This window comes from Cytobacillus sp. NCCP-133, from assembly GCF_026011715.1.
GTDB lineage: Bacteria > Bacillota > Bacilli > Bacillales > Cytobacillaceae > Cytobacillus.
This window is the reverse complement of record NZ_BRVM01000001.1, coordinates 25,570-51,949: the sequence shown is the minus strand read 5'-3', so window position 1 is coordinate 51,949 and position 26,380 is coordinate 25,570. Positions and strand designations below refer to the sequence as shown.

The window sequence follows — 26,380 nt, the reverse complement described above, 5'->3', positions numbered from 1 at the left end:
TTAACGTGTACATAATGAAAATGGGCTAATATCAGTTTAAATCAGGTAATAAACTTAGGAAATTAGCGAACAAATAACAAAACAAAGGATATAGGGAATAAACCAATGTAATACAGGAATCGGAATTCAAGCTTATATTTTGGGGCGGATTTTCATAAAAAAGATTAGAAAAATCAATGAATATGGTCTCACTTATAGGAAAAATTGCGAATATCATTTAAAATAGGTAGTAAATCGAAGTTACAAGGGGATAAATGTAAATGGCTAAAACAGCAATGCAACCAGGATTACAACAAACCGAATTATTGAACAAAGTTACTGCTTTAAATACATATGCTAAGAAAAACGGTGATGAAGAGACAGCAGAGAGAGCAAAAGACCTGGCGAAAAAACTTGGAGAACAGGAATTCGCGATAGCCTTTTGCGGACATTTTTCAGCCGGGAAATCAAGCATAATCAATAAACTCGCGGGAGAAGATCTTCTTCCTTCCTCGCCAATTCCAACCAGTGCCAATCTGGTCAAGGTGAAATCTGGCGAAGAAGATTATGCAAAAGTAAACTTTAAGGCAGGAAAGCCAAGGCTGTACCCTGCGCCATATGACTACGGGAGAGTTAAATCTTACTGCAAGGACGGCGATTTAATCCAATCTATTGAAATAAGCCATTCCAATACAGGTTTGCCAAAAAAGGCAGTCATTATGGATACACCGGGAATTGATTCCACTGACGATGCACATAGAATCGCAACTGAGTCTGCTTTGCATTTGGCTGATCTTGTTTTTTACGTAATGGATTATAACCATGTGCAATCGGAGTTAAACTTCCTTTTCACTAAGGAATTGTCGGCTGCTGGCAAGGAAGTTTACCTTGTGATCAATCAAATAGACAAGCATCGGGATGAGGAACTTAGCTTTGAGCAATTTAAAGAAAGTGTGAGAGATTCATTTGCCTCCTGGGGAGTGAAGCCTGCACGGATTTTCTACACTTCATTGAAAGATTTGAACCATAAAGAGAACGAATTTTATTCCTTGCAGAAGTTTATTAATGAAAGCATTGCTAACCGTAAAGCCCTGCTGCCTGTTTCAGTATTCAACTCCTTAAAAAAGCTGGCCGATGACCACCTTGCTTTTTTGATTGAATCACATGCTGCAGATAAAGAAAAGCAGGAAGAAAAATTAGGCGGGCTTAATATGCAGGAACAGGCCCAGCTGCCGGCTAGATTGGCCAATTTAGAAGCTGAATTAAAGGTGCTGAAAAGTTCCATTGATGCGACTGATATCAGTATGGGCAAAAAGATCGATGAGATACTAAAAAACGCTTATCTAATGCCCTTTCAGACTAGGGATCTGGCTGAGTCTTATCTGGAGTCCCGCAAGCCTGAATTTAAAGTCGGCCTCTTTTTCAGCAAACAGAAAACAGAGCAGGAAAGGCAGGCAAGGTTTGAACGCTTTTATCAAGACTTTTCCGAGAAAGTGAAGGCGCAGCTGGAATGGCATATAAAGGAGCTGTTTCTTCAGGAGTTAAAACAGCAAGAGATTCATGAACCTGAGTTACTCGCACAGGCCCAGGGGTTCAAAATGCATTTTGAGCCAGAGCTTTTAGCCGGTACAGTAAAGTCCGGAGCCATGGTTTCAGGCGATTACGTCTTACAATATACAAATGATGCAGCAGATGCAGTAAAAAGAATAGCAAAGAACAGCGCAGCCGTTCTAAAAGAAGCGATGCTGGCCGCCTTACAGGATAAAACCAGCAATGAACAACTAAAACTCGAAAAAGAGCTCCAGCAGCTTAGAACCTATACTGAAGCACTAAATGAGTTAAACTCTTTCAATCTGAAGATCGAAAAAGCAAAAAGGCAGATAGAGTCCTATTTATCAGGTGAGTATTCCCTGGAGGAGTTCAGTGAGAAGGCGCAAAAGCTTGCAAAGGAGGAATTGGAAGAAGCGGAAGTGATTTTCCTTCAAGATGAGCAGGATGGGAAAGAAGAGGAAATAAAGGAATCGGCACAGCCTCAGGAGGATGAAGCTGAGGCTGAGGTACCGTCCGTAGAGGTTCAGTCAGTTATAGAAAAGCTGAACTTCACTGCTCAGACTGTTAAAGACCTTCCGGGTTTTAGAAAAATTTCTGCAGACTTAGCTGAAAAAGCAGCAAGGCTTGAGAGCAAAGAGTTCTCTGTTGCGCTTTTTGGAGCTTTCAGTGCGGGGAAATCTTCTTTTGCCAATGCCTTGATTGGCGAAAAGCTGCTGCCCGTTTCCCCAAACCCGACAACAGCAGCTATCAATAAGATTAAGCCTGTTTCGAGTGAAAAGGCTCACGGGACTGTTCTGGTAAAAGTTAAAGATTCCGAATCAATTTTTAATGATGTTAATCATTCTCTAAAAGTCTTTGATTATTCAGCCAGCAGTTTTGAGGATGCTGCAGCTGCAATTAAGAAAATAACTGGTTCCAACCACGACTTTGATGCTAATGAGAAGACGCATTTTGCCTTTCTAAATGCTTTCTTGCGCGGATTTAATACGTTCCGTGATTTGCTTGGAAACACAATCGAAGCTAATCTTGAAGAGTTTAAGGACTATGTGGCCAATGAGGAGAAATCATGCTTTGTAGAAATGATCGAAGTATATTATGATTGCGATTTGACCAGGCAGGGAATCACACTTGTTGATACACCTGGAGCGGATTCCATCAATGCAAGGCATACAGGTGTTGCGTTTGAATACATTAAAAATTCAGATGCTATTCTTTTTGTAACCTATTATAATCACGCTTTCTCCAAAGCAGATCGTGAGTTTCTTATTCAATTGGGAAGGGTAAAAGACACATTCGCCCTGGATAAAATGTTCTTTATTGTCAATGCGATTGATCTGGCAAATGATGAGGAAGAAAAAGAAACAGTGCTGGACTATGTAGAAGACCAGCTAATACAATACGGTATCCGCCGACCGCATTTGTTTGGGATTTCCAGCCTTCAAGCAATGGCAGAAAAGCTGGATAGCAGCAAAGAAGAAAGATCCAATATCAGTTCTTTTGAAAAAAGCTTTTACTCTTTTATTAATAAAGACTTGATTAATATCTCCATCTCTTCAGCAGAAACTGAGTGGAAGCGTTTATTAGGGCAATTAAGATCTTATATCTCTTCCTCTCAGGAAAACAAAGATGTTAAGCTTCAAAAACTCAAGATGCTAAAAGAAGAACATAAAACGATAATTGGCATGATCCGAAAACAAAAAATGGAGCTTCTTTCTCAAAGGCTGGAGCAAGAAACAGATGAGCTAGTTTTTTATATCAAACAGAGGGTATTTTTGCGTTTTGGAGATTTTGTTAAAGAAGCTTTCAACCCATCGGTATTAAAGGATGATGGGCGAAATCTGAAGAAGATGCTTAAAGCAGCGCTTGATGATTTTCTTTTCAGCTTTGGCTTTGATTTTGCACAGGAGCTCCGCGCCACAACCTTGAGGCTGGAAACATATATCGGGAAGCTTCTTTTACAGCAGCAGGAAATAATCGCCAAGTCAGCTTCAGGTGTAAATAGTGATTTGTCATACAGTTCATATGAAGCATCATCAATGGACGGAATAGAATTTGAATCCGCTTTTACAAACGCAGACCCAAATCTGTTTAAAAAGGCTTTATCCCATTTTAAAAACCCGAAATCCTTCTTTGAGAAAAATGAGCGTAAATTATTGGCTGATGAGCTTGAGAGTATTCTTCAGGAACCTGCTGACGGTTATTTACAGGCAGAATGTGCAAGGCTGAAGTTCCATTACAACAGCTTGCTGACAAAAGAATTTGAGCGGCTGCTCAATTCACTGAGTGAACAGACCAATGAGTATTATGAAGGAATCACCTCTGCTCTTAAGGAAGATTTCCCGATGGAAGAACTTCAGCAAATTGAGAGGGTAATTGCGCGAAACGAATAATTTTTTGAAAGGTTGCTGCTTTTCTTATGGAAAAATGGCTGTCCGCTGCAGAAGATAAATATAATATCGACATCCTATTTGCTTGTGAGGCGGGAAGCAGGGCATGGGGTACTGATGATGCGGAATCTGACTATGATGTTCGCTTCATATTTAAACACAGGGACATCAAAGCTTATCTTTCCCTTGAACGTGCCAAGGAGGTTTTCGACACAGAACATCCTTTTGATGCGCATGGCTGGGATATTTATAAAGCATTCGGCCTGATGATAAAGTCCAACCCAAGTATGTATGAATGGGCTTTTTCACCCATTATATACAGGGATAGGGGCCAATTTTCTGTAAAGCTGCAGAGAATAGTGGAAGAACAATTCTCTCCCTATAAATTATTTCAGCATTACAGGCAGCTTTTTATCCGCAACTTGAAAGAAGCGGCCAAAATTGAAATAATCACAGAGAAAAAGCAGAAACTGCTTATACAGGCCGTGAGATCATATCTGATCGGGAAGCAAATTCTTCAGGCGGACCGCTTAAATGGACATTTTCTTTTCGAAGGGCTTTTTCTCTTGAAGGAAGAAAATGATTTCACGCTTTTTTATCGAGATCTGGCTGAAGAAAAGAAAAGCGGACGCCTGATTCAAGATAATTATGCCGACTTAATGATTGTCAGACTAGAAATAGAAAAAGAGGAAATGTCAGCTGTTGCAGAAAGTTTAAAGAACGTGAACAGTTCGGCATCAGCTCTAAATGAATGGCTTTGGGAGCTGCTGGGAATTTAGGCAGTATGTCTGTGTAGGAAAAGGGAGAGCTATGGAAAAAAATTCTTTTCATGTTTGTGCTACTTGCGTTAACTTTAAAATTGAAAAGCGTAATGAAGGAATGCACTATAATTGCAGCAGACTTGGCTATGAAACAAAACCGGATTATCAATTTGACTGCTGGACGCCAAAGGAACATGTTGTCAGGCTGATGGAAAAAAGAAAAGGGGAGAGGCTGGGATGAAGTATATTGTTGAAAAGGAATGGCTTTTAAACCAACTTGATAAGCCAAATATAAGAATCGCCGATTGCCGTTTCAAGTTGGGGTCACCTAATGAAGGGAACAGCCAGTATGAGGTAAACCATATTCCAAATGCGGTTTATTTTGATCTTGAAAAAGATCTGTCGGGTCCGGTCGAGGAACACGGAGGTAGGCATCCTCTTCCAAATCCGGATCAGTTAAAGCAAAACCTCGAGAGAGCTGGAATAAGCAGGGAGACCATAGTGGTCGCTTATGATGGCGGTGAAGGAGCATTTGCTTCTCGTTTCTGGTGGCTTCTGCGGTATTTAGGACATGAGCAAGTGTATGTCTTAAACGGGGGATATAAAGAATGGCTTGAGAGCGAATATCCTGTAAATAGCGAGATGCCTAAATTCGAACCTGCTGTTTTAAATGTTGAGCTGCAGCCTGATATCCTAGCAACTTATGTAGAGGTTAAAGAACAGACAGAAAGCAGAAATGCAGGTGCGCTAATTGACTCAAGAGAGGCGAAACGCTATAGGGGGATTGAGGAACCCATCGATAAAAAGGCAGGCCATATACCTGGAGCAATTAATAAAGTCTGGCTAGAGGCTTATGGGAATGGTAGATTTAAAGAAGCAAACGAACAGGGGAAAAGATTTGCCGATGTTGAAAAAGACAAGCCTGTAATCGTCTATTGCGGTTCAGGTGTTACAGCTGCCCCAAACTTTCTGGCTTTAAAGGAAGCAGGCTATTGCAATGTTAAATTATATGCAGGAAGCTTCAGTGATTGGATCTCATATGAAGAAAATGAAATAGTGACTGTCGAAAAATAGTGAAATCCCTTTTTTTGAAAAGGGATTTTTTTACTGTTAAAAATATTATATAATTTAAAAGATTTAATAGATTCAGAATAATTAAGGGTATATATGAATACTACAGGGTATACAATTTCAAAAAAGCAAAAAACAGATATAAGTCAGATTTTGGTAACGACTGCAATCATTCTGATTTTGTCAGCCATTTTTATTCCGATCTTTTTACTTTCCCCTTTTCAGGCACAATTTTACAAGCCAGAAGGAACTTGGGTATTTGAAGCTCCTAAAGCTGCTTATTTAACATTTAGTATTGCCCTGGCAGCAGTGGCTGTTTTCATGATAACAGGGGTTTGGCTTCATAGTGCCGGAAAGTTTGGCATGTTCGCGAAAGTCATTATCGGAGCAGGATTTTTATCATCGCTAGCCACTGTTATCTTAAGCTTTGACTATTATCATTACATTGATAAAAACGGTGTTTATTTTAATCTTTTATTTAGTCTAGAAGAGAAGCACTATGAGTGGTCTGAAATTAAGCAGGCAAGACAGACCGTAAAAAACGAAATGGGCATCATGTCGGATGATAAGCTAATTTTTACGATTAAAGATGGAACATCCTATGCCTATTTATTGAATGTCAATGTTCGCAGGGCCAGAATTGCAACTTATTTCGAGCTGGAGGAAAATGGAGTTGAATTGATACAGGAAACCGAATGATTCTGTAAAACATTTCAAGGGAATTGTGGAAGTTTCCCATGTTATAATGGTATTTATGAATATAACCGGGAGGCGAAGAAATGAACGAAAATAAATCTTCACTGCTGCTTGTAGACGGTATGGCGCTATTATTCAGGGCTTATTTTGCCACCGCTGTATCCGGCCAGTTTATGATAAATTCAAAAGGAATCCCCACTAATGGGGTATATGGTTTTGTTAAACACTTCTTGACCGCTGTTTCATCCTTTAGCCCAACTCACGTGGCTGTCTGCTGGGACATGGGCAGCAAAACATTCCGTACCGAAATGTTTGATGGTTATAAAGCAAACCGCCCGGAAGCACCCATTGAGCTAGTTCCTCAATTCGATCTCGTAAAGGAAGTCGTTGAAGCTTTTGATGTTCCGAATATTGGACTAGAGGGGTTTGAAGCTGATGACTGCATCGGAACGATTGCGAAAAAAGCCAGCAAAGAAGCAGATGTATTCATTCTTACAGGAGACCAGGATATTCTGCAGCTTTTGGATGACAAGATTTCTGTTATTCTGCTGCAAAAAGGCTACGGCAATTACCTGGTGCATACCACAGAAACCTTTTATGAAGAAAAAGGCATTACACCAAAACAGATAATCGATCTTAAAGCCTTTATGGGCGATACAAGCGATAACTATCCTGGCGTAAAAGGAATAGGCGAAAAGACAGCATTAAAGCTTTTGCAGCAGTATGAGCATATCGAAGGTGTACTTGAAAATCTGGAACACCTGACAAAAGGGCAGCGCACAAAGATTGAACAAGATCTCGAAATGCTCCATTTGAGCAGGCAGCTTGCAGAAATCAAATGCGATGTACCTGTTGAATGTCCGCTGGATACCGCTGCATTCTCAATGGATCGGGAGAAAGTCATCGGAAAATTCACCGAAATAGAATTCCATGGCCTTCACCGTTTTCTCGATCTGAAAAAAGAATATGCTTAAAGGATGGAACTCCAGGCTCTGGTCTGGGGTTTTATATTTTATCCATACACAGTGGCTGCTTGTACGGGTGTTGGGGCATCAATCAGAAAGAGTGATGCCTAACAGATAGTTTCCCGAGCAGGAAAGGTGGGCGGGCACAAATCAGGAAAATCAGCATGTGCTCTCTCACTACCCCAAATAACAAATAGCTACCCACTCCAGGCAGCTATATCAAATCATTTAGTATTCTTTTTTTTCGCCGCATTTTCCAGCTTGCTCTTCGGCTCTTCTGCAAATTCAGCATCTTGTCCGTATCCTTGAGGGTTTACGCCCGGAGCCTTTTTTCCTCTGTTTGTATGTCCATTTTTGCTCAAGTGGTTCACCTCCCTACTAAATAACCAGTGTGATAACCTTATTATTGTTTAAGTCTTTGTGTTTTAATCATTACGAAGGAGGGTACAATTTAAAAACTGATGCTGCCCATTGTTCTTCAGATGGGCTGGGGTTTAATTCACAATGATAATAAACGCTAATCAGCTATTGCTGGAGGAATAATAACAATCTGCATACTTCACAATATAAAAGAGGTGAGTCTGAATGAATAAGGGAGTTTATGTAGCTCTTTTGAGTATAGGATTGGCTCAGGGTCTGAAGATTCCGATCCATTACGTGAAAAAGGGAGAGCTTCGTCCGGATTTGTTTTTCCAGACGGGAGGTATGCCAAGTTCTCATTCGGCTGGCGTTTCTTCCTTAACTACGTTTATTGCTTTGAAGCGGGGGATTCCAACTGTTGATTTTGCTCTATCGCTTGTTTATGGCTTGATTGTAATGTATGATGCACAAGGGATCAGACGCCAGACTGGTGAGCTTACTCTAAAAGTAAACAGCCTTGGCGAGCTGGTTGATAAGATTCATAAAGATGAAACAGTAAAGTTCGAAGAAAAAGGCCCAAAGAAGCTAAAAGAGATGCTCGGCCACCAGCCTGCAGAGGTTTTGGGGGGAGCCCTTCTCGGAGTGCTTACAGGTACACTCGGCTATCTTCTTACAAAGAAAAATAAATAACAATTACTTTACACCCCTGTTTCATACTTGCAGAAAAAAGTAGATAATGGTCGAAAATTCAAGTAAGATTTAGGAGGAAGCAAAGGGAGCAGGAGAAGAGGGATAAGTTTGTGAAGACAGTTGAAGAATATTTGCATTTTTTGAAAAGTAAAGGTTTTCAATTCCGTGAAGACGCAATTGGTTTCATTTATTTTGGCAAAAATTATACAAATGCTTCAGATGAGCTTGCAAATGCAGCGATTGAGTTAACACTGAAGGCACAAAAATCATTTGATGGCAGTTTTTATGTTTCATTGCTTGAGACACTGGTTTCTAAGAATATAAGCAGCAGGCATGAAGCAATTAAATTCGTAAAAGAAAAATCGATCATTTAAAAAGGCGTGTCCGGTTACGAACACGCCTTTTGCCATGCTGCCCTCAGGAAGCTGCTTTTTTTTTCCAGATGAAAATGTTTTTCTTAGCTGGGGTTTCTGCAAAAACCATCCCAGCAAAAATAAGCAAACAGCCAAGCACTGCACTATTAGAAAGCCCTTCGTTTGCCCAAATATATCCAGTGGCGGCTGCAAAAACAGGCTCCATGGCAAAAATCAGCGCAACTCTTGTCGGAGTAGTGTATTTCTGAAAAGTTGTTTGTGCAAAGAAAGCAATAGCTGTCGCAAAAAGAGAAGTGATGATGAGAGCCCCCAGCACATTAAATTTAAATAAAATTTCAGGCTGGAATACTTGCTGCCAATTCTCTGTGAAAATGGCAAAAATCATTGATAAAAGCGCTACCGTGGCGATCTGGATGACTGTTAGCAGTAGTGCGGGGTATTTACTGCTGTATTTTCCCGTGAAGATAATATGAAGGGCGAAACCAATTGCACAAATAAATACTAGTGCATCACCCGTATTCACTGACACTTTATCCGTCTGCGTCAACAGATATAGCCCTGCAGTAGCAATAGAGACACCTGCTATAGCATTAATCCCTGGCTTAATTTTTAATAGCATAAACGAAAAGACGGGTACCATAACCACACTTAATCCGGTAATAAAGCCAGCTTTAGAAGAGGTCGTATAAAGCAGGCCAACTGTCTGGAATGCATAGCCTATAAATAAAAAAAGGCCCATGATGACTCCGGAAGTCAGCAGTTTTTTATTCATTTGCTTTAGCTGTTCTTTCTCAAGAAGGACAAGCCATCCTCCCAGCAAAAGAGCTGCAAGGAAAAAGCGTACACCATTGAAAGAAAATGGTTCCAAAAATGCAATCGCGTTTTGCACGATCACGAAGGTAGATCCCCAAACTAGTGCAACAAGCAAAAGGCTAATATCTGCAAATACTGATGATTTTTTCATTCGTTTTCTTGCCCTTTCATTTTATTTTTTCGGATTGCAGCTCTGGCCAATTCATCAGCAGCTTTATTTTCCGAACTCGGGATCCATTTCATAAAAAATAAATCAAATTGTCTTGAGAGCTGTATTGCTTCTTCAAGCAGCTGGGCAAATTTTTTGTTTTTGACAAATTCTTTTTCCACAGCACGGTTAACAAGCTGTGAATCAGTCCGGAATGAAACAGTTTTATACCCCTTTTCCATACATATTTCAAGTGCAAGTACAAATGCACGATATTCAGCTTCGTGATTTTCCATTTCACCCAATGGGATGGAGAATCGCTCGACCCTGCCATTATTTTTAATAAAGATGCCAGCTCCGCTGGGACCTGGATTTCCGGCGCTTGCTCCATCAATAAATACCTCAATCAATTTTACTGCCTCCTGATCTCTTCAAGTCAGATTAATTGTCAGCAAGAATTTGTTTCACCCGTTTTAATACTGTAATAGGGTAAACTAAATGTAGTTTATCATAAAATTATCTAATAATGCATAAAAAGGATACCACTACGGCATCCACTTTGTTCACGAAAAAAGTATAAAGTATTGAACCCTGATAACTGTCCATCTCCATCCAGCGCCTACCCCCTCGAGGTCCGGCTTGTGCTTGTCGGGGGTGGGCAAGGCGCTTCCGCTTTTTTATTATTTTACCTGAAATCGTTTAGCGATATAAGCGAATGGTGTATCGAGTATTGCGATAAGGAATTTAAGTACATATGTAGTGAGAAATATTTGAATCCAATCTTCTATTGGAAATACGCCAAGAAAAGCAATGCTTGCAAAAATCAGTGTGTCCAATAGCTGGCTGATCATGGTACTGCCATTATTCCGAATCCAAAATTGGTTCTCTTTTGGAAATTTCTTTTTCAAAAAGGTAAAGATATAAACATCAGTCATCTGGCTGATTAAATAGGCAGCCAGGCTTCCAGCTGCAATCCGAGGCAGGATGGAAAAGATCGTGCTGAGAGCTTCATGGGCAAAATCGGTTTGATGCGGTTTAAATAATAATACCATTTGCATGATAAGGGTCATTGCCAAAAGGGTAAAAAACCCAAGCCAAACCGCCTTTTTCGCATCGTCTTTTCCATATTTTTCGTTCAGGATATCGGTGACGAAGAAAGCTGTCCCATACATCGCATTGCCCAATGTAGCAGTCAGGCCAAACATTTCGACGGTTTTAACCACCTGCAAATTCGCTATTACAGTTGAAAATCCAATCCATACGAACAAGCCTGTTTTGCCAAAAAGACGATAAATCACTAATACTAATATAAAATTGACGATTGCAAAAAATAATCCAAACCATTCATTAAACATGTTTATCCTCCTAGTTTTGATAATGCGGGAGTTTTCGAACCGCAATGTCTATCTGATTGTCATTGACCATTATAACTTGAAATATACTCAGTTAGTAATAGAATAAGGAAAGTATAAAATGAAACAATTGCAAACAGTTCTCATATAGGCTATTCGGATAAAAAAGTGCAGAGAGGCTGAAATAAAATGAAATATAAAGTGGAATGGAAATATAAACTTAAAGGGAATGAAGATGTTCATTTTGCTTCAGACTGGATTGACGGGGAATTAGCTTTGCTCGCAGGAGAGGACATAGAAAGGTCTGGCAAGGGCAAAGATGTTATTTATTATGACGAAATTGGCACCTCTTGGAATACCAAGGAAATCCGGAAGCTTCTAACCGAAGTTGAAGAGGACCCTCATGATATTACCGTCTATTTTGACGGCGGATTTAATAAAGAAACAAACCAGGCAGGGCTTGGAGCAGTCATCTATTATAAGCAGGGCAAAAAGAAATACCGTGTAAGGGCCAACGAGCTTTTTGATGAAATGGATAATAATAATGAAGCAGAATATGCTGCAATTTATTTTACCGTTAACCTTCTTGAAGAAATGGGTGTCCATCATATGACATGTGAATTCAAGGGAGATTCCCAGGTCGTTTTGAAGCAGCTGGAAGGTGAATGGCCATGTTACGAAGAAAATCTTAATCGCTGGCTTGATCGAATTGAAGAAAAGATTAAAAAACTTGGCATTCTGCCTAAATATAGACCGATTCCGCGCAACGAAAATAAGGAAGCAGATAAATTGGCTGGCCAAGCACTCCAAGGGAAATTCATCAATAGCAGAATGCAGGTTATATAATCGGAACAAGGAAGGCGTGGAAAATTTGAGCAGAAAGGAAATATTTAATGAAGTGGAAGAGCTTATGGCAAGCTTTTGCAAAGGCTGTTTCCTTCATAAACATCATAAAGAGGAAAAAGGCCGCAGATATGCTCACCGTTTTTGCATTACAGAATGTACAGTAGGTGAAAAAATTAAATCTATTGGAAGCAAGCTGTCATGATCCAGGCAGTTTCAATATAAAAGGCTGGCAGATGCCAGCCTTTTTATCGTTATATTTTAAATTAAAGTTTTACAACGTTTGCAGCTTGAGGTCCGCGGTTTCCTTCAACGATTTCAAAAGAAACTTCTTGGCCTTCTTCTAAAGATTTGAAACCTTCGCCTTGGATAGCAGTGAAATGTACGAACACATCGTCTCCGCCTTCAACTTCGATAAAACCGAAACCTTTTTCGTTATTGAACCATTTTACTTTACCGTTTTGCATGTTTACTTTTCCTCCTAAGCCTTTCAAGACACTTCTCGTGTCTTAGATGAATATTATCACTTAACAAAACATAGAACAGATATTTTTTGAAATAACGGAAATATATTCTGTTAAATGATGATTATAATATACACGAATGGGCACTTTACGTCAAGGAATCCGAGCGCTTTTTTACAAAAAACAATAAAAAATTTTAAATATTTAAAATTTTATTAAAAATTGGTTTTTATACTTTGCTTTTTATATCATATTTAATTGTATTTTTCATATTTATTATTAATTATCTTGTTTTAAAAGGGTGAGGAAATGTACAGGTTTTCCATTCAGAATCAGGATTGGATCTTAAGGTTTTCTCCTAATATCCAAATTGAAGCGGAAGAAAAACAGGCTATCATCAGTTCCATCATTCAGCTTGGCCGCGACCTGCCTATGTTTTCGCATGGAGATTCATTTATCATCATGAATGACCAATTGGGCATCATCGTTTTTAATGTTGAAAAAATCCCATCTATGATCTTGACTGTCTCCAACATTGTCACAGAAAATAAGTGGTACATCCAGAAGAACCTTACGATAAAACCATACAGGAAAGAATGATCGGCGAAAGGCTTAATGGTGATTTTTACATAGTTGATTGAAGTGGAAGGCAATCGACTCCTCCCGCCCCGCGGAAAGCGATTGCCTGGAACGGAAATCAACAGCCCCATTTAACAGAGCCATTATTTTAAAAAGATAGACAAATGGAGAAGTTCCTTTTAGAAGAATCCTTTTTTGGATTCTTCTTTTCTTTAAATGCAGAAATCATTCTCAATTTATTAAGGTATTGTGATAAAAAATTCATGACTATGATGCTTTTTAAACTCTCTTTGCTAAATTTTTAGGTTAATATTAAAATAGATATCTATATTTTGTTCATATAAAGGGAGCTAAACTATGAAATTAATAATTGCGGAAAAACCCGACCAGGGATTAACGCTGGCTTCTATTTTTAAAATAAAGAAACATCAAGGGTACATTGAAATCCAGCCGAATGATATTTTTCCTCAGGGGGCCCATGTAACATGGGCTGTAGGTCATCTCTGCCAGCTTTCTGCTCCAGAAACGTATAATAGGGAATGGAAAAAGTGGTCGCTTGGCACATTGCCCATCATTCCTGAGCAATTTCAATATGAAGTTACAAAGGATAAAGCTAAGCAATTTAATATTATAAAACAGCTTCTTTCTAATCCAAATCTTACAGAAGTCATTCATGCAGGGGATGCAGGGCGTGAGGGTGAGCTGATTATCCGAAATATTTTAAGGCTCACAGGATCGAGAGTCCCAATGAAAAGGCTATGGATCTCTTCATTAACACCAAATGCTATAAGGGAAGGCTTCCTTGCCCTGCTTGAAGAAAGCGAAACAAGGAATCTATATTACGAAGCCTATACAAGAGCATGTGCTGACTGGGTCGTAGGGATGAATGCTTCACGTCTGTATAGCCTGCTTCTGCAGCAGCAGGGCTTTTCAGATGTTTTTTCGGTAGGACGAGTTCAGACGCCTACCCTGGCATTAATTGTGAAAAGGGAAAAAGAGATTCAAAACTTCATAACTGAACCATTTTGGGAGGTTACTGCCCAGTTTAAAATAAACGGAAAAAAATATACAGGCAAATGGGAAAATGATGGAGAATCAAGAATAAAGACGAAAGAGCTTGCTGATAAGATTACAGCTTTTTGCAGGGATAAAGATGCCGAAGTGAAAGAGATTCAGGCTGAAAAGAAGGAATTCCTACCGCCGATGCTCTATAATTTATCTTCATTGCAGGCAGACGCCAACCGGAGATTTAAATTCCCGCCTAAAAAGACGCTTGATGTCTTGCAGAAGCTTTACCAAAAAGGAATTGTATCCTATCCCCGTTCCGATTCCAGGCATGTAACAGAGGGAGAAGCGGAAATGTTCCCTGAAATCCTTAGAAAAATTGAAGCTAAAGAGGAGTATGAAGGTTTGTTTCCTCTCCCCATGAGCTCTATCAAGCAAAATAAACGGTATGTAAATGCAAAGAAGGTTACTGACCACTATGCCATTATTCCGACAGAACAAGTGCCTAATTTTCAAATGCTCTCTTCGGATGAAAAAATACTATATGATCTTGTCGCGAAGAGCTTAGTCGCTGCCCATTATGGAAAAGCTGTTACTGAATATACAACCATTAAAACGCTTGTAGATGGCAGGGCTGTCTTTTTATCAAAGGGGAAGGTGCAGCTGGAAGAAGGCTGGAGAAAAGTCATCCCGCAGCAGGAAAAGGAAAACGAACCGGTCCTACCTTCACTGCAGGCAGGCGATCAAGGTACAGTGGTTAAGGCAGATGTAAAGGAGGGCAAAACACAGCCGCCAAAACGCTATACTGAGGGACAGCTGATTACCCTTATGAAAACAGCAGGAAAGCAGATTGAGGATAAAGAGCTTGAAAAAGTTTTGATGAAAACGGAAGGCCTGGGGACAGAAGCGACAAGGGCCGGCATTATAACAATGCTTAAAGACCGTAAATATATTGATATAAAGAAGAACCTTGTGTATGCAAACCCTAAAGCAAACATCCTGGTAGAGGCCATTGGGTCAGAAATCCTCGCTTCACCGGAAATGACAGCGAAATGGGAGAAGCGCTTAAAAGATATTTCAGATGGAGCTGCCTCCCCAAAACAGTTTATGGAGCAAACAAATAAAATGGTTGCCCACCTTATTGATGCTTCTATTAACAATGCAGGAAAATGGACATTCTCTGAAGAAGATAAAGAAGGTTTCACGCCAGCGAAGTTCAAACAAAGAAAGGTAGCAAATTTGGGGAAATGCAAGCTGTGCGATGGAAAAGTTGTTGATAAAGGAAGCTTCTACGGCTGCACCAATTACAATAAAACGAAATGCAGCTTCACTATCTCCAAAAAGATCATGGGTAAATCGGTCACGCAAAAGCTTCTGAAACAGCTATTACAAGATGGGGAGACTGAATTAGTAGAAGGTTTTTCAAGCAAGGGAAAAGAAAAAAGCTTTTCAGCTAAATTATCCTGGAACGGACAAGAAAACACAATTAAATTTGCCTTCCCGCAAAAGGCTTAATTTGACTTTATGTGACATATCTTCTTGTCTCTATTTCCCATCTGTAGTAAAATCGTAAAAGTCTTAGATATAACAAAGAGATGATATTTGAAAGTGAACAGTGCGCTTGCGCTTTTCTAACAGAGTAAGAAAGTATATAATTTTTAAAGTCGAGAAACTGTCTAGCTCCAGCGCCTACCCCCTCGAGGTCACAAGCCGTTCCTCCCAAAAAGGCAAAGAACGCCTTTCTGGGAGATCCGTCTTGTGCTTGAGGCCCCCAGGACAAGGAAGGCCTCGTCAGCATAAACATCGCACGACCTATAGCGTCAGCTTTTGGGAGGATGGGGGTTGCTGCAGGACGTGGCGTTCTTAGTCTGCGTTCCTTCGTGATCAAGGCGCTCTAAGCTTTTCTAATTGGCAGGAGGTTGCGTGATGCCAACACCAAGTATGGAAGATTATATTGAACAAATATATATGTTAATTGAAGATAAAGGCTATGCCCGAGTTTCCGATATAGCCGATGCGTTGTCTGTGCATCCTTCTTCTGTGACAAAAATGGTACAAAAGCTTGATAAAGATGAGTATCTTGTCTATGAGAAATACAGGGGGCTGATTTTAACGCCAAAAGGCAAGAAGATCGGCAAAAGGCTTGTATTTCGCCATGAGCTTCTTGAACAGCTTCTGCGCATCATAGGAGTCAAAGAAGAAAATATTTATGAAGATGTGGAAGGAATCGAGCATCATCTAAGCTGGGATTCAATCGATCGGGTTGGTGACCTGGTTCAGTTTTTTGAGGAAGATGAAAGCCGCATAGAAGTCTTAAGAGAAATTCAGCGAAAAAATGAAGAAGAACAATAAAAACCTGACAAGCTGTCAGGTTTTTTAACTTTTCAGGGACTTTAATAGAAACTTGGTAACTCATCAAAAGAAAAAACGGCTGAAGGATTCAGATGCATTGAGCCTTTCTCGCCTACAGTAATTGGGATGCCTTCAATCAATCCGTCTTCAGCCTCCTGCAGAGCTTTTCGATAAGATATAATTCGCCCTTCAGAAGTTTGAAACGAAATAACCTCCCCATTATGGTTTCTGTGCACTGCTACAAGCTGTTCTCCATTCATAGTAAACACTCCTTTATGCCTTTTTTAACAGTAGTGTTGCCGTTTTTGAAGTTTTATAATCAAAGGGATTTTTGCTGCTCTTGACGAATTAAAAATATTGGGAACTTTTTATCGCAGTTTTACGGGCAGTAAAACTCTCTCTTCAAGACTCAGAGAAATCGTAGGGGGATAAGTGGGAGTCCAACTGCGATTGGTTCAACTATCAATCAGTGGGGGATAAAAAAGAAAATCTCACTGATTGGAAGAAACGTAAGCAAAGGTGGAGGGATGGGATGAGTTCATTTAACTGGTCCGCAGAAGCTGAAAAGCTATGGGATAAAAATTCGGAAATATGGAATTTAAAGAGCCGTGAAATGTGGGAAGAAGGCAGCCGGAAAGACATCATTTCCTTTTTTGAGAAGCATGTCAAAAAAGGTTCATTGGTATGTGACCTGGGATGCGGGGATGGATACGGATCATATAAGCTCGCTTTGGCGGGCTACAATGTGGCGGGAATCGATGTTTCGGAGGAAATGATACAAAAAGCTCAAGCATTAAATGCCGAAACGAGCGCTGAATTTAAAAAGGGTGATATTTCGTGTTTGCCGATTAAGGATGAGGCGATTGATGCCGTACTTGCCATCAATTCGCTTGAATGGACTGAAAGCCCACTTGAAGTCCTGAAAGAAATGAATCGAGTGGTTAAGACCGGAGGAAGGGCATGTATTGGCATACTGGGACCAACAGCTGCACCGCGGATAAACAGTTTCCGCCGGCTATATAAAGAAAAAGTGATATGCAACACGATGATGCCATGGGAATTTGAGAAGCTATCCGAAGAGAACGGGTGGAAAAAAATTGATGAAATAGGTGTTTATAAAAAGGCATCTGAACAGCTTCCAAAAGGTTCATTGACCGCTGACTTGAAACAGGCTTTATCTTTTATGTGGATTTTCATGCTTGAGAATAAAAAACAGGAAGGGAATGGTTAACCAAATGAGCCGTTACTCAATCGAAGAGTTTGTAAATCAGACAAAACAGCAGGATAAAGGTGAGGGTCTATTTGAACTTGAGACACCGCGAATGCTTGAAATCAATTTAACCAATCAAGTTTGGGCAAAAGCAGGCGGTATGGTCTCTTACCGCGGACAGATAAAGTTTGAGCGTGAAGGGATCCTGGAGCACGGATTGGGCAAAATGTTTAAAAAGGCCCTCACAGGAGAAGGCACGGCTTTGATGAAAGCAACGGGCAGCGGTAAACTATATCTTGCTGACCAGGGGAAGAAGATTTCCATACTGAATCTTAGTAGTGATTCTATTTTTGTAAACGGAAACGACTTGCTGGCATTTGAGCCTTCCATCAAATGGGACATTAAGCTTATGAAGAGAATGGCAGGGATGCTTGCCGGCGGATTATTCAATGTCCGTTTGGAAGGATCGGGCATGGTGGCCATCACCTCCCATTATGAACCGCTCACACTTATGGTTTCGCCGGACAACCCGGTATACACAGATCCCAATGCTACGGTTGCATGGTCAGGAACGCTGGAGCCTGAATTTGTAACAGATATTTCTTTTAAAACATTCCTGGGCAGAGGAAGCGGCGAGTCGATCCAAATGAAATTTTCCGGTAATGGTTTTGTCGTGGTTCAGCCATTTGAAGAAGTTTATTATGCGCAGCAATCATAAAGAAAAGCCGGTTTTTGAGAGGGAAACCTCTCCTAAGCCGGCTTTTTGACATAAGCTATTTCTCTTTTTTTTGACTGCTTTTCCTCGAAAAAATAATATAACCGCTAGTTTCATTTTATCCGCGAAATCCCATCTTACTCAGTAGCAGATACCAGTTTAATCCCATTCATAAGGAGTTTCCTGGTAAACATAGTAATTCAGCCAGTTTGAAAACAGCAAATGAGCATGGGAACGCCATTTATTACGCGGTTTGCTTCCTGGATTGTCATTTGGGAAGTAGTGTTTAGGCAATGGAACCTGCAAGCCTCTGCTTTTATCCCTTGTGTATTCCTCGGCAAGAGTGGTCGTCTCATATTCCAGATGGCCGGTTACCATAATTTGTTTGCCGCCATTGGCAGTCATGATAAACGGTCCGGCTTCTTCTGATGAGGAAAGCAATTTGACTTCCGGGTGCCTGAGCAATTCCTCTATATAGACATCGGTATGGCGGGAATGCGGGGCAAGGAAGATGTCATCAAAGCCTCTCAAAAGCTTTTCGGTTCTGTCATGAACTTCATGTTCATAAATGCCTGAGCATTTTTCCGGAAGTTCATATTTGCCAATTCCAAAATGATGAAATAATGCTGCCTGTGCACCCCAGCAAATATGCAGGGTGGAGGTCACATTCGTTTTCGTCCACTCCATAATTCCGGTCAGTTCCTCCCAATAATCCACATGAACAAAGTCAAGCAGCTCTACAGGCGCCCCTGTAATAATCATCCCGTCAAACTTCCGATTCTTAATCTTGGCAAAGGTTGTATAAAACTGCTCCAAATGCATCGGGCTCGTATTTTTTGATTGATGAGTGGCGGTTTTTAAAAATGAGATGTTAACCTGAAGCGACGTGTTTCCAAGCAGCCTCAGAAGATGTGCTTCGGTTTTTTCTTTTTCAGGCATCAAGTTTAAGATTAAAATATTCAGGGGACGGATATCCTGGTTTTTGGCACGGTCCTCATCCATCACGAAAATATTTTCTTCCTCTAAGATCTCCCTGGCCGGAAGCAGCTTAGGAATTTTAATTGGCAAGTGATCAACTCCCTGACAAAATTTCAATTAAACTTATTATAAAGACGATTCAAAATAGTATCAATGCTTTAGTGCGTGAAAATCCAAAAATATCAAAAACAACTGGCAATTATCTGATCCAGGAGTGGTACAATATAGCTGTAAGGAACCTATACATATTGGATTCAGGGGGATAAAAATGAATGTGAAACCGGTTGTGAAATCAGACATTGAAATCGCTCAAGCATCAACAATGAAACCCATTGCAGAAATTGCCGAAAAAATCGGTCTTCAGGATGACGATCTCGAGCTATTTGGAAAATATAAAGCGAAATTATCCACTAAGACATTAAAAAACCTAAAGACGAAGGAAAGCGGAAAAATAATCCTTGTCACTTCCATTAACCCCACACCTGCAGGAGAAGGGAAATCAACTGTAACGGTTGGTCTTGGCGATGCATTTAACAGGATCGGAAAAAAAGCAATGATTGCCATGAGAGAACCTTCCCTTGGGCCAACCATGGGGATTAAAGGGGGAGCAACTGGCGGAGGATACTCACAGGTGCTGCCGATGGAAGATATAAATTTGCACTTTACAGGAGATCTTCACGCTATTACTACTGCCAATAATGCGCTTGCAGCACTCATCGATAACCACCTTCAGCAGGGGAATCAGCTTAGCATCGATCATAGAAGAATTGTATGGAAACGTGCGCTTGATTTGAATGATCGCGCTTTAAGGAAAGTAGTAATTGGCTTGGGCGGGGCTTTTCAGGGGGTTCCGCGTGAGGATGGGTTCGATATTACGGTGGCTTCAGAAATAATGGCCGTCTTATGCCTTGCGTCCGATCTTCAGAACTTAAAAGAAAGACTGGGAAGAATGATCATTGCCTATAATTATGAAAAACAGCCTGTAACAGTTGCTGACCTTGGGGTGGAAGGCGCTCTTACTTTGCTTTTAAAAGAAGCAGTCAAGCCAAATCTGGTGCAAACAATTGAGCATACGCCTGCATTGATTCATGGCGGCCCGTTTGCGAATATTGCCCACGGCTGCAATAGTGTGATTGCCACAACAGCTGCTTCTAAGCTGGCAGACTATGTTGTAACGGAAGCTGGATTCGGCGCTGACCTTGGTGCTGAAAAGTTTTTGAACATAAAAGCCAGAACGGAAGGGATTGACCCAGAAGCAGTAGTTATTGTTGCTACCATTCGTGCATTGAAAATGCATGGCGGCTTAGCCAAAAACGAGCTAGGCAAAGAGGATACAGTGGCACTCGCATCAGGTTTCTCCAACTTAAAGAAGCATATTGAAACAATTGAAAGCTTTGGGCTTCCATACGTTGTTGCGATTAACCGATTTACTTCCGATAGTGAAAATGAAGTTAGGACTCTTAAAGATTTATGCAGTCAGGCTGGCATACCTGTGGCTCTTACAGAGGTGTGGGAAAAAGGCGGGGAAGGCGGCATTAAGCTTGCTGAAAAGCTGCTGGAGATCTTAGAGGAAAAAGAGAATAAATTCACTCATTTATACGAATTATCTCTTCCGCTTGAAGACAAAATCCAAATGATTGCCCAGAAGGTTTATGGCGCGGGAAAAGTTGAGTACTCAACAAAAGCTAAAAAGCAGCTACAGGATTTTGAAAGTGTTGGATGGGGCGGCTTGCCGATCTGTATGGCAAAGACACAGTATTCATTATCAGATGATCCGGCAAAGTTAGGAAGGCCGAAAGACTTTATCATCACAATCAGGGAGCTGAAACCTTCCATTGGTGCTGGATTCATTGTCGCCTTGACTGGAGACGTCATGACAATGCCTGGACTGCCAAAGGCACCTGCAGCCATGAATATGGACGTAGATGAGGAGGGCAATGCTCTTGGTTTATTTTAGAGGAGGATCTGACCATGTTTGACCCTACAGCCTTTGAAAATATGAAGGTTGTGATGGAAGGCGGTTTTTATGATCGCGATCTTAGCGGGGAGATTAGAATCATTGACCGCAACGATATCCTGAATTCTGCTAAGATGGCACGCTGTTATGAAATTACGTTTACTGATATTGCTGGGGAGAAGGATATTAGCTGTTCCTATAAAATGGAAGCAGGACTTGAAAATTTGGCGGCTGAGCTTATGCCTGAGGGAAAGTCTGAAAGGCTGGCAGGGTGCCGTGTATCAGTCAGGTTTACTATGCAGCTAAACAATGATCCCCAGCTCTTTAGGGAAAACCGGAAGATATTGCGTGACATTTGGGGAAGGGAACGGACGATCAAGCAAACTGTCAATTATAACCCAGAGGGAGCAGATCATTCGGTTACAGCAGAAACGTTTGTTCTTTTCAATCGGCTGGTTTACGAGGAACAGATAGATGATCTTTCCGAAATGATTAATTATATGATTGCTTCCCTGCAAGCCCTTAAAAATATTAGCCTTTAATAAGGCTGCCTGCTTATCGCCTTGCTCTAGGTTAGAGCAAGGTATTTTTTATATAAATTGTATGGAAAATTCAAAATTATATTTACAAGACGTAATCCAGCTAATACGATTAAGAAGGAATGGCAAAACACTCCTGAAAATATAGTAAGGAGAAGAAGACAAATGAGGACAAAATTCAGTGTTGGCAAGGAAAGTGAAGAGGAAAGACAGGTTGTAACCTAGTCAGGAGGACAAAAAATGATTCAAAGTACGGACAAAATTAAAATGGCTGAGTATCATGAGGGATTTGCTGCAGGTGTTGCAAAAATGTGGAATCTTAGCCGCGATAGCTGGGGCGGGGATACTTGCGTCATGACTGAAGAACAGGTGAAAACGAAGGAAGCAAATAATGGGAACATCGCTTTGTTTTTAGCTTTGGATGGTGAAGAGGTAGTCGGATGTTGCGCTATCTGAATATAAGGAAGATACAGGATCTCTATATATTCCGCTTCTTAATGTAAGGCCAGATTATCATGGCAGAAAGATTGGAAAGATGCTTGTGCTGGAAGCTCTTCAAAAAACAGTGGAATTGGGATGGCCTCGTCTTGATTTATATACATGGCCTGGGAATGTTAAGGCTGTGCCGCTTTATAAAAAATGCGGTTTTTTCTGGGAAGACAGAGATGAAACGACTCATCTCATGAATTTTATCCCTGCTCTGTATCGAACTCCGCTGCTTAAGCCGGTGCTTGAAAAACTTGATTGGTATGAGGACAGTGTAAGAGAAATTGAGGTAAAGCCGGATGGAATCAAAGAAAACGGTTTTACTTTTTATGAATATGAATGGAAACAAGATCAGAAGGCTGCTAGGGTAAGGTTTGAAAGAACAAGCAGAGGGATTAGTTATATAAATACCGAACAGTATCTTCTTGAACTGACTATGCAGGATTATGAATTAATCGAAAATGAAACCCAACATTTCAAGCTAAAGTTTATTAATAAAACTGGAAAGCCTGTTTCATTTAGGGCAGCGGGCGAAAATCAAGGCAGAGTTGAATCGGCTTTTGAATATGAAATGCTGGTTGACTGTGAAGCCCTTATTAACGGGAAATTAACTGTTCATGAAGGGGAAGAACCAAGTGTCTGGAAAACACATCCTTCCTTAGTGGTTAAAGTTTGGCTGGATGGCGAGGAATGTGAGCTGCGCCTTGGGCTGCATCCAAAGCAGCCAGCTAAAATTAAAGGTGTATCCAAAGGAAACCTAAGGTTATTGCATCAGGAAGCAGAACTGGAGCTGGAAGTGGAAAACAATCTTAAAGAGGAAGCCCGATTCCATTTATCTTTTTCAGAAGATGAACTTGTTGATTTAACACAACGGGAATTCACTTTAGAACTTCTGATAAATGAAAGAAAACTTCTTAGGATTCCTTATAGGGTGAAGAAATACGGGTTTTACAATCCGTTGATCTCCATTATGGCAAAGAAGAATGATGGGGGCAAGCTTATCTTCAACAGCAGTGCAGTTGGTGTGCCCCTCAAGAGTTTCGGACAGAAGTTTGGTGGAGTATCAAAAGAGTATTGGCATATTTGCAACGGGATATGCCAGGTGAATATTCGAAAATTTGATTATAAAATAACGGCAGGCCGAAATGAAGATATGCACCAGCCATTTGCGTTTTTCATTCCTAAGCTTGGCAAGCCGTACACGACTGAATTCTATAAGGCTAAGCCAATAAATGAAAAGGCTCTGATTGTTAATGGAGGAAACCCTGTTGCTGACGGCTTGGAAGAAGTGGAGTACACCATAAAAACCCATCGTTCAAGCTTTCTGGATGGTACCATGGAGCTTTATCTGAATGAGGAAAAGAAACAGTCCTCAAGTTTTAGACAAAAAGAGGAATTGAAGAAGATTTCAGCGAATTTGCCTATAAGGGGAATTAAGGCCTCTAACGTTAGTAAAGGCAGACATCAGCCTGGATAGTGAGAAAAAGGAGCTAAATGATCTTCTGCTTATACCTGAAGGTAATATGGATGCATTTAAGGAGAACCAGGGCGGCAATTCAGTATATATGCTCGATAACGGCATCATCCGACTTAAAGCAGCCCCGGATTTTTATCCTGGTCTATTTTCGCTTTCCTATCAGAATCGGGAATGGCTTGATACTTCCATCCATGGGCAGGCGGCATGAAAACCGCGCCTTCACATATGAGTGTGTTTTCTTTGTTAAAAGAGGAAACTGCTGCTGAATTTAAGAGTCTTATAGATTCTCATGGAAATGAATGGACGGCACTTGCCATCAGAACGAAAATAACACATCATCCCCTTTGGAAAGGACTTGATTACACCCAGTACTTTGCGCTTTTGCCAGGTGTTCCTGTTCTTGCTCATTGGGTAAAAGCTGAAGATGCAGGCGGAAAGATGCTTGCTGATGAAAAATGGATATCAGATTTGTTTTTATCAGGCGGTTCCTTGACAGATCTTACACTTGCAGTGCGTGACAAAGATGAAGAGTCACGCTATCAGGCTGGAATAGAAGAGCAATCATTTAAGCTCGCAGATGGGAACTATATATCTAACTGCCATTTTCCCGAGAATATTTAGGTAGTAGGGAGCAAAGATAGTGAGTACCTTGAAGCATATATGAATAAAAAAGCATTCCAGGTTATTTCTGAAAGAAAAGCAGCCATTCTGGCAAAACCGGGTTATATCCTCTTTGATGAAAGAACCATCAAGGGAACCATTTTTAAGAGTCTGTACAACCTAGAATTCTGTTAAAGGAGAATACATGAAAGTTATAGATGCACATATTCATTTTTCATATATTAAATCATTTCACCATACAGCAAATGAACTCTCTTTAGTTGATTATTCATTTAAAGGGCACCAGGAAGAGTTCGAAAAAGCAAATGTGATCCTTAGCATTGCGATGGGCCTCACAGAAACAGACCAAATGGGCTTTCCTGACTACGAGGCTAAGACTCCTATGGGGCTTGATTTGGCAGCTAATATACCTGCCAATATCGTGTATTGCCCTGGCATTAATCCATATGATGTAAATCAAGAGGCACTTGATAGGCTGGAACTTGACCTCCAAAAACCTAATGTAGTAGGTATTAAGATATATTTAGGATATTATCCCTTTTATGCTTATGATCAAGTATATGAGCCTGTATACTCTCTGGCTGCCAAATATCTTGTTCCGGTAGTTTTTCATACCGGTGATATCTATTCTGAAAGAGGATTGCTGAAATATTCACATCCTTTGGCCATTGATGAAGTTGCAGTTAAACACCGAAAAGTAAATTTTTTGATGGCTCATTTTGGAGACCCATGGACGTTGACAGGGGCTGAAATCATTTATAAGAATCCAAATGTCTATGCAGATCTATCAGGCTTAATTGTTGGACCGGAAAAGGAATTGAAGAAACACAGTGAAGGGAGATTTTTGGATCATCTACGGCATGCCCTGGTTTTTGCGGATTCCTATGACAAATTATTGTTTGGAACTGACTGGCCTCTTGCACCGGTTGGCACTTACATTGATTTTATTAAAGAGCTGATCCCTGAGGAGCATCATGAAGATATTTTTTACAATACAGCATTAAAGGTTTATCCAAAAATTAAACCTTTCCTGTCATAAGGTTTTCGGCTGGAGTGAATGTATCAGTTCACTCCCTGCCATTATTTTGGTCTAATTTACGTACATACTATATAAATAATTATAAAGGGGGCGGTTTAAAATGGCTAAAATTGCATGGGTAACCGACAGCACTGCTTATCTGAATGAAGAATTAAAAAACCATCCTGATTTGTATCAAATACCCATGACCATCATTATGGATGGAAATGAGTATACCGATGGAGTTGATTTAACACCGGAAGAGCTATATGCGCGTTTAAAAACTCTTGATACTCCCCCTAAGACATCTCAGCCATCGATTGGAGCATTTCAGAACCTTTACGAAAATTTGAAAGGCAAGTATGATGCGATTATTGCAGTCCTTGTATCCGCAAAGCTCAGCGGCACAGTTTCCTCAAGTGAACAGGCGTCACAGCTTGTGGATATACCAGTATACAGTGTAGATTCTAAGATTCTTTCATACCCTTTAACGAGAATGATCCTAAAGGGTATGGAGTGGGCGGAATCAGGATTAGCTGCTGAAGAAGTTATAAGGAGAATTGAGATTCTGCGGGATACCGGGGAGACATATGTCCTGATCGGAAGCCTTGAACAGCTTCATCGGAGCGGCAGAATGTCAGGGATTCAATTTTTTCTTGGAAGCATGCTGAATGTTAAGCCTATTATCTCTGTTCATGATGGTGAGCTAAGTGTCAGGGAAAAAGCCAGGAGCGAGAAAAAGGCAAAGGAAAAAATTATGAAGCTTTTAAGAAACTCACATGAAAAGAAACCGCTCAAAGAAGTATTTATCTTATATGGACTTCATCCTGATGAAGCTGAAAGTTGGAAGGAAGAGCTGCAGAAGGAATTCCCTGCGATAAAATTTGGCTGCTATTCACTAGGAGCAACAATAGGAGTCCATGCAGGGGAAAATACACTCGGAATAAGCTGGCTTAATGGCCTGGATTAACAATAATGGACAGATCATA

30 protein-coding genes are annotated in these 26,380 nt (G+C 40.5%); 23 read left to right on the top strand and 7 right to left on the bottom strand.

The window, feature by feature from the left end:
- The first annotated feature begins 260 nt into the window (after nucleotides 1-260).
- The 6 genes from NCCP133_RS00270 (at nucleotide 261) to NCCP133_RS00245 (ending at nucleotide 7,419) form a co-directional block, all read left to right on the top strand.
- The gene (locus NCCP133_RS00270; protein ID WP_264802959.1) at nucleotides 261-3,920 is read left to right on the top strand and encodes a dynamin family protein; all 3,660 of its coding nucleotides are present in this window, start codon (nucleotides 261-263) and stop codon (nucleotides 3,918-3,920) included.
- Between the two features lie 26 nt (nucleotides 3,921-3,946).
- Nucleotides 3,947-4,696, top strand: a complete 750-nt coding sequence (locus NCCP133_RS00265) for a nucleotidyltransferase domain-containing protein (RefSeq protein WP_264802958.1) — start codon at nucleotides 3,947-3,949, stop codon at nucleotides 4,694-4,696.
- 31 nt (nucleotides 4,697-4,727) lie between these two features.
- Nucleotides 4,728-4,919, top strand: a complete 192-nt coding sequence (locus tag NCCP133_RS00260) for a hypothetical protein (RefSeq protein WP_264802956.1) — start codon at nucleotides 4,728-4,730, stop codon at nucleotides 4,917-4,919.
- Nucleotides 4,916-5,752, top strand: coding sequence for a sulfurtransferase (locus NCCP133_RS00255; RefSeq protein WP_264802954.1), 837 nt, complete (start codon nucleotides 4,916-4,918; stop codon nucleotides 5,750-5,752). The genes NCCP133_RS00260 and NCCP133_RS00255 overlap by 4 nt, the downstream gene beginning before the upstream one ends.
- Before the next feature lie 93 nt (nucleotides 5,753-5,845).
- On the top strand, nucleotides 5,846-6,448 hold the full coding sequence (locus tag NCCP133_RS00250; RefSeq protein ID WP_264802952.1) for a hypothetical protein: 603 nt from the start codon (nucleotides 5,846-5,848) through the stop codon (nucleotides 6,446-6,448).
- Between the two features lie 80 nt (nucleotides 6,449-6,528).
- Nucleotides 6,529-7,419 carry a 5'-3' exonuclease gene (locus NCCP133_RS00245; protein WP_264802950.1) on the top strand — a complete coding sequence of 297 codons (891 nt, stop codon included), beginning with the start codon at nucleotides 6,529-6,531 and terminating at the stop codon, nucleotides 7,417-7,419.
- A gap of 215 nt (nucleotides 7,420-7,634) precedes the next feature.
- Here NCCP133_RS00245 and sspL read toward each other — a convergent pair whose 3' ends face one another.
- Nucleotides 7,635-7,772: a small, acid-soluble spore protein L gene (sspL, locus tag NCCP133_RS00240; protein ID WP_026581140.1), complete on the bottom strand. Its 138-nt coding sequence runs from the start codon at nucleotides 7,770-7,772 to the stop codon at nucleotides 7,635-7,637.
- 223 nt (nucleotides 7,773-7,995) lie between these two features.
- Between sspL and NCCP133_RS00235 the strand changes: the two genes are divergently transcribed.
- Together NCCP133_RS00235 and NCCP133_RS00230 are read left to right on the top strand one after the other, a co-directional pair.
- Nucleotides 7,996-8,460, top strand: coding sequence for a divergent PAP2 family protein (locus NCCP133_RS00235; RefSeq protein WP_264802943.1), 465 nt, complete (start codon nucleotides 7,996-7,998; stop codon nucleotides 8,458-8,460).
- Between the two features lie 110 nt (nucleotides 8,461-8,570).
- Nucleotides 8,571-8,834 (top strand): DUF6123 family protein, encoded by a 264-nt coding sequence (locus tag NCCP133_RS00230; protein WP_264802941.1) that lies wholly within the window; start codon nucleotides 8,571-8,573, stop codon nucleotides 8,832-8,834.
- Between the two features lie 43 nt (nucleotides 8,835-8,877).
- Here NCCP133_RS00230 and NCCP133_RS00225 read toward each other — a convergent pair whose 3' ends face one another.
- The 3 genes from NCCP133_RS00225 to NCCP133_RS00215 all read right to left on the bottom strand — a co-directional run bounded on the left by NCCP133_RS00225 (nucleotide 8,878) and on the right by NCCP133_RS00215 (nucleotide 11,150).
- Nucleotides 8,878-9,798, bottom strand: a complete 921-nt coding sequence (locus tag NCCP133_RS00225) for a DMT family transporter (RefSeq protein WP_264802939.1) — start codon at nucleotides 9,796-9,798, stop codon at nucleotides 8,878-8,880.
- Complete coding sequence (locus NCCP133_RS00220) at nucleotides 9,795-10,205, bottom strand: reverse transcriptase-like protein (protein WP_264802938.1); 411 nt, start codon at nucleotides 10,203-10,205, stop codon at nucleotides 9,795-9,797. The genes NCCP133_RS00225 and NCCP133_RS00220 overlap by 4 nt, the downstream gene beginning before the upstream one ends.
- Nucleotides 10,206-10,475: 270 nt before the next feature.
- Nucleotides 10,476-11,150 (bottom strand): queuosine precursor transporter, encoded by a 675-nt coding sequence (locus tag NCCP133_RS00215; protein WP_264802937.1) that lies wholly within the window; start codon nucleotides 11,148-11,150, stop codon nucleotides 10,476-10,478.
- 186 nt (nucleotides 11,151-11,336) lie between these two features.
- Between NCCP133_RS00215 and NCCP133_RS00210 the strand changes: the two genes are divergently transcribed.
- Together NCCP133_RS00210 and NCCP133_RS00205 are read left to right on the top strand one after the other, a co-directional pair.
- Nucleotides 11,337-11,993 (top strand): reverse transcriptase-like protein, encoded by a 657-nt coding sequence (locus NCCP133_RS00210; RefSeq protein WP_264802935.1) that lies wholly within the window; start codon nucleotides 11,337-11,339, stop codon nucleotides 11,991-11,993.
- 25 nt (nucleotides 11,994-12,018) lie between these two features.
- Complete coding sequence (locus NCCP133_RS00205) at nucleotides 12,019-12,195, top strand: zinc-finger domain-containing protein (RefSeq protein ID WP_264802933.1); 177 nt, start codon at nucleotides 12,019-12,021, stop codon at nucleotides 12,193-12,195.
- 61 nt (nucleotides 12,196-12,256) lie between these two features.
- Here NCCP133_RS00205 and cspD read toward each other — a convergent pair whose 3' ends face one another.
- Entirely contained in the window at nucleotides 12,257-12,457 is a 201-nt protein-coding gene (gene cspD, locus NCCP133_RS00200) for a cold-shock protein CspD (RefSeq protein WP_009332654.1), read from the bottom strand.
- 306 nt (nucleotides 12,458-12,763) lie between these two features.
- Here cspD and NCCP133_RS00195 point away from each other — a divergent pair, with 306 nt between their 5' ends.
- The 3 genes from NCCP133_RS00195 (at nucleotide 12,764) to mntR (ending at nucleotide 16,390) form a co-directional block, all read left to right on the top strand.
- Nucleotides 12,764-13,054, top strand: a complete 291-nt coding sequence (locus NCCP133_RS00195) for a hypothetical protein (protein WP_264802919.1) — start codon at nucleotides 12,764-12,766, stop codon at nucleotides 13,052-13,054.
- Between the two features lie 336 nt (nucleotides 13,055-13,390).
- Nucleotides 13,391-15,553: a DNA topoisomerase III gene (locus tag NCCP133_RS00190; RefSeq protein WP_264802917.1), complete on the top strand. Its 2,163-nt coding sequence runs from the start codon at nucleotides 13,391-13,393 to the stop codon at nucleotides 15,551-15,553.
- A gap of 411 nt (nucleotides 15,554-15,964) precedes the next feature.
- Nucleotides 15,965-16,390 (top strand): transcriptional regulator MntR, encoded by a 426-nt coding sequence (gene mntR, locus NCCP133_RS00185; protein ID WP_264802915.1) that lies wholly within the window; start codon nucleotides 15,965-15,967, stop codon nucleotides 16,388-16,390.
- Nucleotides 16,391-16,431: 41 nt separating this feature from the next.
- Here the strand turns inward: mntR and NCCP133_RS00180 are convergent, their stop codons facing one another.
- Nucleotides 16,432-16,650: a DUF3892 domain-containing protein gene (locus NCCP133_RS00180; protein ID WP_264802913.1), complete on the bottom strand. Its 219-nt coding sequence runs from the start codon at nucleotides 16,648-16,650 to the stop codon at nucleotides 16,432-16,434.
- A 272-nt stretch (nucleotides 16,651-16,922) separates the two neighbouring features.
- Between NCCP133_RS00180 and NCCP133_RS00175 the strand changes: the two genes are divergently transcribed.
- Together NCCP133_RS00175 and NCCP133_RS00170 are read left to right on the top strand one after the other, a co-directional pair.
- Entirely contained in the window at nucleotides 16,923-17,621 is a 699-nt protein-coding gene (locus tag NCCP133_RS00175) for a class I SAM-dependent methyltransferase (RefSeq protein WP_264802912.1), read from the top strand.
- A 4-nt stretch (nucleotides 17,622-17,625) separates the two neighbouring features.
- Nucleotides 17,626-18,318: an AIM24 family protein gene (locus NCCP133_RS00170; protein ID WP_264803627.1), complete on the top strand. Its 693-nt coding sequence runs from the start codon at nucleotides 17,626-17,628 to the stop codon at nucleotides 18,316-18,318.
- A gap of 156 nt (nucleotides 18,319-18,474) precedes the next feature.
- On the opposite strand, the gene metA is transcribed toward NCCP133_RS00170, so the two are convergent.
- Entirely contained in the window at nucleotides 18,475-19,383 is a 909-nt protein-coding gene (gene metA, locus NCCP133_RS00165; protein ID WP_264802910.1) for a homoserine O-acetyltransferase MetA, read from the bottom strand.
- Between the two features lie 178 nt (nucleotides 19,384-19,561).
- Between metA and NCCP133_RS00160 the strand changes: the two genes are divergently transcribed.
- The 8 genes from NCCP133_RS00160 (at nucleotide 19,562) to NCCP133_RS00125 (ending at nucleotide 26,361) form a co-directional block, all read left to right on the top strand.
- Nucleotides 19,562-21,250, top strand: coding sequence for a formate--tetrahydrofolate ligase (locus tag NCCP133_RS00160; RefSeq protein WP_264802908.1), 1,689 nt, complete (start codon nucleotides 19,562-19,564; stop codon nucleotides 21,248-21,250).
- Between the two features lie 14 nt (nucleotides 21,251-21,264).
- Complete coding sequence (locus NCCP133_RS00155; RefSeq protein ID WP_264802906.1) at nucleotides 21,265-21,792, top strand: hypothetical protein; 528 nt, start codon at nucleotides 21,265-21,267, stop codon at nucleotides 21,790-21,792.
- A gap of 237 nt (nucleotides 21,793-22,029) precedes the next feature.
- The gene (locus NCCP133_RS00150) at nucleotides 22,030-22,245 is read left to right on the top strand and encodes a hypothetical protein (protein ID WP_264802904.1); all 216 of its coding nucleotides are present in this window, start codon (nucleotides 22,030-22,032) and stop codon (nucleotides 22,243-22,245) included.
- A gap of 28 nt (nucleotides 22,246-22,273) precedes the next feature.
- On the top strand, nucleotides 22,274-23,752 hold the full coding sequence (locus NCCP133_RS00145; protein WP_264803626.1) for a GNAT family N-acetyltransferase: 1,479 nt from the start codon (nucleotides 22,274-22,276) through the stop codon (nucleotides 23,750-23,752).
- Between the two features lie 46 nt (nucleotides 23,753-23,798).
- Nucleotides 23,799-23,960 (top strand): hypothetical protein, encoded by a 162-nt coding sequence (locus NCCP133_RS00140; protein ID WP_264802903.1) that lies wholly within the window; start codon nucleotides 23,799-23,801, stop codon nucleotides 23,958-23,960.
- A complete protein-coding gene (locus tag NCCP133_RS00135; protein WP_264802901.1) occupies nucleotides 23,957-24,373 on the top strand; it encodes a hypothetical protein in 417 nt (138 codons plus the stop codon). The genes NCCP133_RS00140 and NCCP133_RS00135 overlap by 4 nt, the downstream gene beginning before the upstream one ends.
- A 184-nt stretch (nucleotides 24,374-24,557) precedes the next feature.
- Entirely contained in the window at nucleotides 24,558-25,412 is an 855-nt protein-coding gene (locus NCCP133_RS00130) for an amidohydrolase family protein (protein ID WP_264802899.1), read from the top strand.
- A gap of 100 nt (nucleotides 25,413-25,512) precedes the next feature.
- Nucleotides 25,513-26,361, top strand: a complete 849-nt coding sequence (locus tag NCCP133_RS00125) for a DegV family protein (RefSeq protein ID WP_264802898.1) — start codon at nucleotides 25,513-25,515, stop codon at nucleotides 26,359-26,361.
- Nucleotides 26,362-26,380: the final 19 nt, after the last annotated feature.

Bases quoted from the DNA above. Each gene is read 5' to 3' on its own strand.
- NCCP133_RS00270 (WP_264802959.1), top strand. From the start codon at position 261: ATGGCTAAAACAGCAATGCAACCAGGATTACAACAAACCGAATTATTG.
- NCCP133_RS00265 (WP_264802958.1), top strand. From the start codon at position 3,947: ATGGAAAAATGGCTGTCCGCTGCAGAAGATAAATATAATATCGACATC.
- NCCP133_RS00260 (WP_264802956.1), top strand. From the start codon at position 4,728: ATGGAAAAAAATTCTTTTCATGTTTGTGCTACTTGCGTTAACTTTAAA.
- NCCP133_RS00255 (WP_264802954.1), top strand. From the start codon at position 4,916: ATGAAGTATATTGTTGAAAAGGAATGGCTTTTAAACCAACTTGATAAG.
- NCCP133_RS00250 (WP_264802952.1), top strand. From the start codon at position 5,846: ATGAATACTACAGGGTATACAATTTCAAAAAAGCAAAAAACAGATATA.
- NCCP133_RS00245 (WP_264802950.1), top strand. From the start codon at position 6,529: ATGAACGAAAATAAATCTTCACTGCTGCTTGTAGACGGTATGGCGCTA.
- NCCP133_RS00235 (WP_264802943.1), top strand. From the start codon at position 7,996: ATGAATAAGGGAGTTTATGTAGCTCTTTTGAGTATAGGATTGGCTCAG.
- NCCP133_RS00225 (WP_264802939.1), bottom strand. From the start codon at position 9,798: ATGAAAAAATCATCAGTATTTGCAGATATTAGCCTTTTGCTTGTTGCA.
- NCCP133_RS00215 (WP_264802937.1), bottom strand. From the start codon at position 11,150: ATGTTTAATGAATGGTTTGGATTATTTTTTGCAATCGTCAATTTTATA.
- NCCP133_RS00210 (WP_264802935.1), top strand. From the start codon at position 11,337: ATGAAATATAAAGTGGAATGGAAATATAAACTTAAAGGGAATGAAGAT.
- cspD (WP_009332654.1), bottom strand. From the start codon at position 12,457: ATGCAAAACGGTAAAGTAAAATGGTTCAATAACGAAAAAGGTTTCGGT.
- NCCP133_RS00195 (WP_264802919.1), top strand. From the start codon at position 12,764: ATGTACAGGTTTTCCATTCAGAATCAGGATTGGATCTTAAGGTTTTCT.
- NCCP133_RS00190 (WP_264802917.1), top strand. From the start codon at position 13,391: ATGAAATTAATAATTGCGGAAAAACCCGACCAGGGATTAACGCTGGCT.
- mntR (WP_264802915.1), top strand. From the start codon at position 15,965: ATGCCAACACCAAGTATGGAAGATTATATTGAACAAATATATATGTTA.
- NCCP133_RS00180 (WP_264802913.1), bottom strand. From the start codon at position 16,650: ATGAATGGAGAACAGCTTGTAGCAGTGCACAGAAACCATAATGGGGAG.
- NCCP133_RS00175 (WP_264802912.1), top strand. From the start codon at position 16,923: ATGAGTTCATTTAACTGGTCCGCAGAAGCTGAAAAGCTATGGGATAAA.
- NCCP133_RS00170 (WP_264803627.1), top strand. From the start codon at position 17,626: ATGAGCCGTTACTCAATCGAAGAGTTTGTAAATCAGACAAAACAGCAG.
- NCCP133_RS00160 (WP_264802908.1), top strand. From the start codon at position 19,562: ATGAATGTGAAACCGGTTGTGAAATCAGACATTGAAATCGCTCAAGCA.
- NCCP133_RS00155 (WP_264802906.1), top strand. From the start codon at position 21,265: ATGTTTGACCCTACAGCCTTTGAAAATATGAAGGTTGTGATGGAAGGC.
- NCCP133_RS00150 (WP_264802904.1), top strand. From the start codon at position 22,030: ATGATTCAAAGTACGGACAAAATTAAAATGGCTGAGTATCATGAGGGA.
- NCCP133_RS00140 (WP_264802903.1), top strand. From the start codon at position 23,799: ATGGATGCATTTAAGGAGAACCAGGGCGGCAATTCAGTATATATGCTC.
- NCCP133_RS00135 (WP_264802901.1), top strand. From the start codon at position 23,957: ATGAAAACCGCGCCTTCACATATGAGTGTGTTTTCTTTGTTAAAAGAG.
- NCCP133_RS00130 (WP_264802899.1), top strand. From the start codon at position 24,558: ATGAAAGTTATAGATGCACATATTCATTTTTCATATATTAAATCATTT.
- NCCP133_RS00125 (WP_264802898.1), top strand. From the start codon at position 25,513: ATGGCTAAAATTGCATGGGTAACCGACAGCACTGCTTATCTGAATGAA.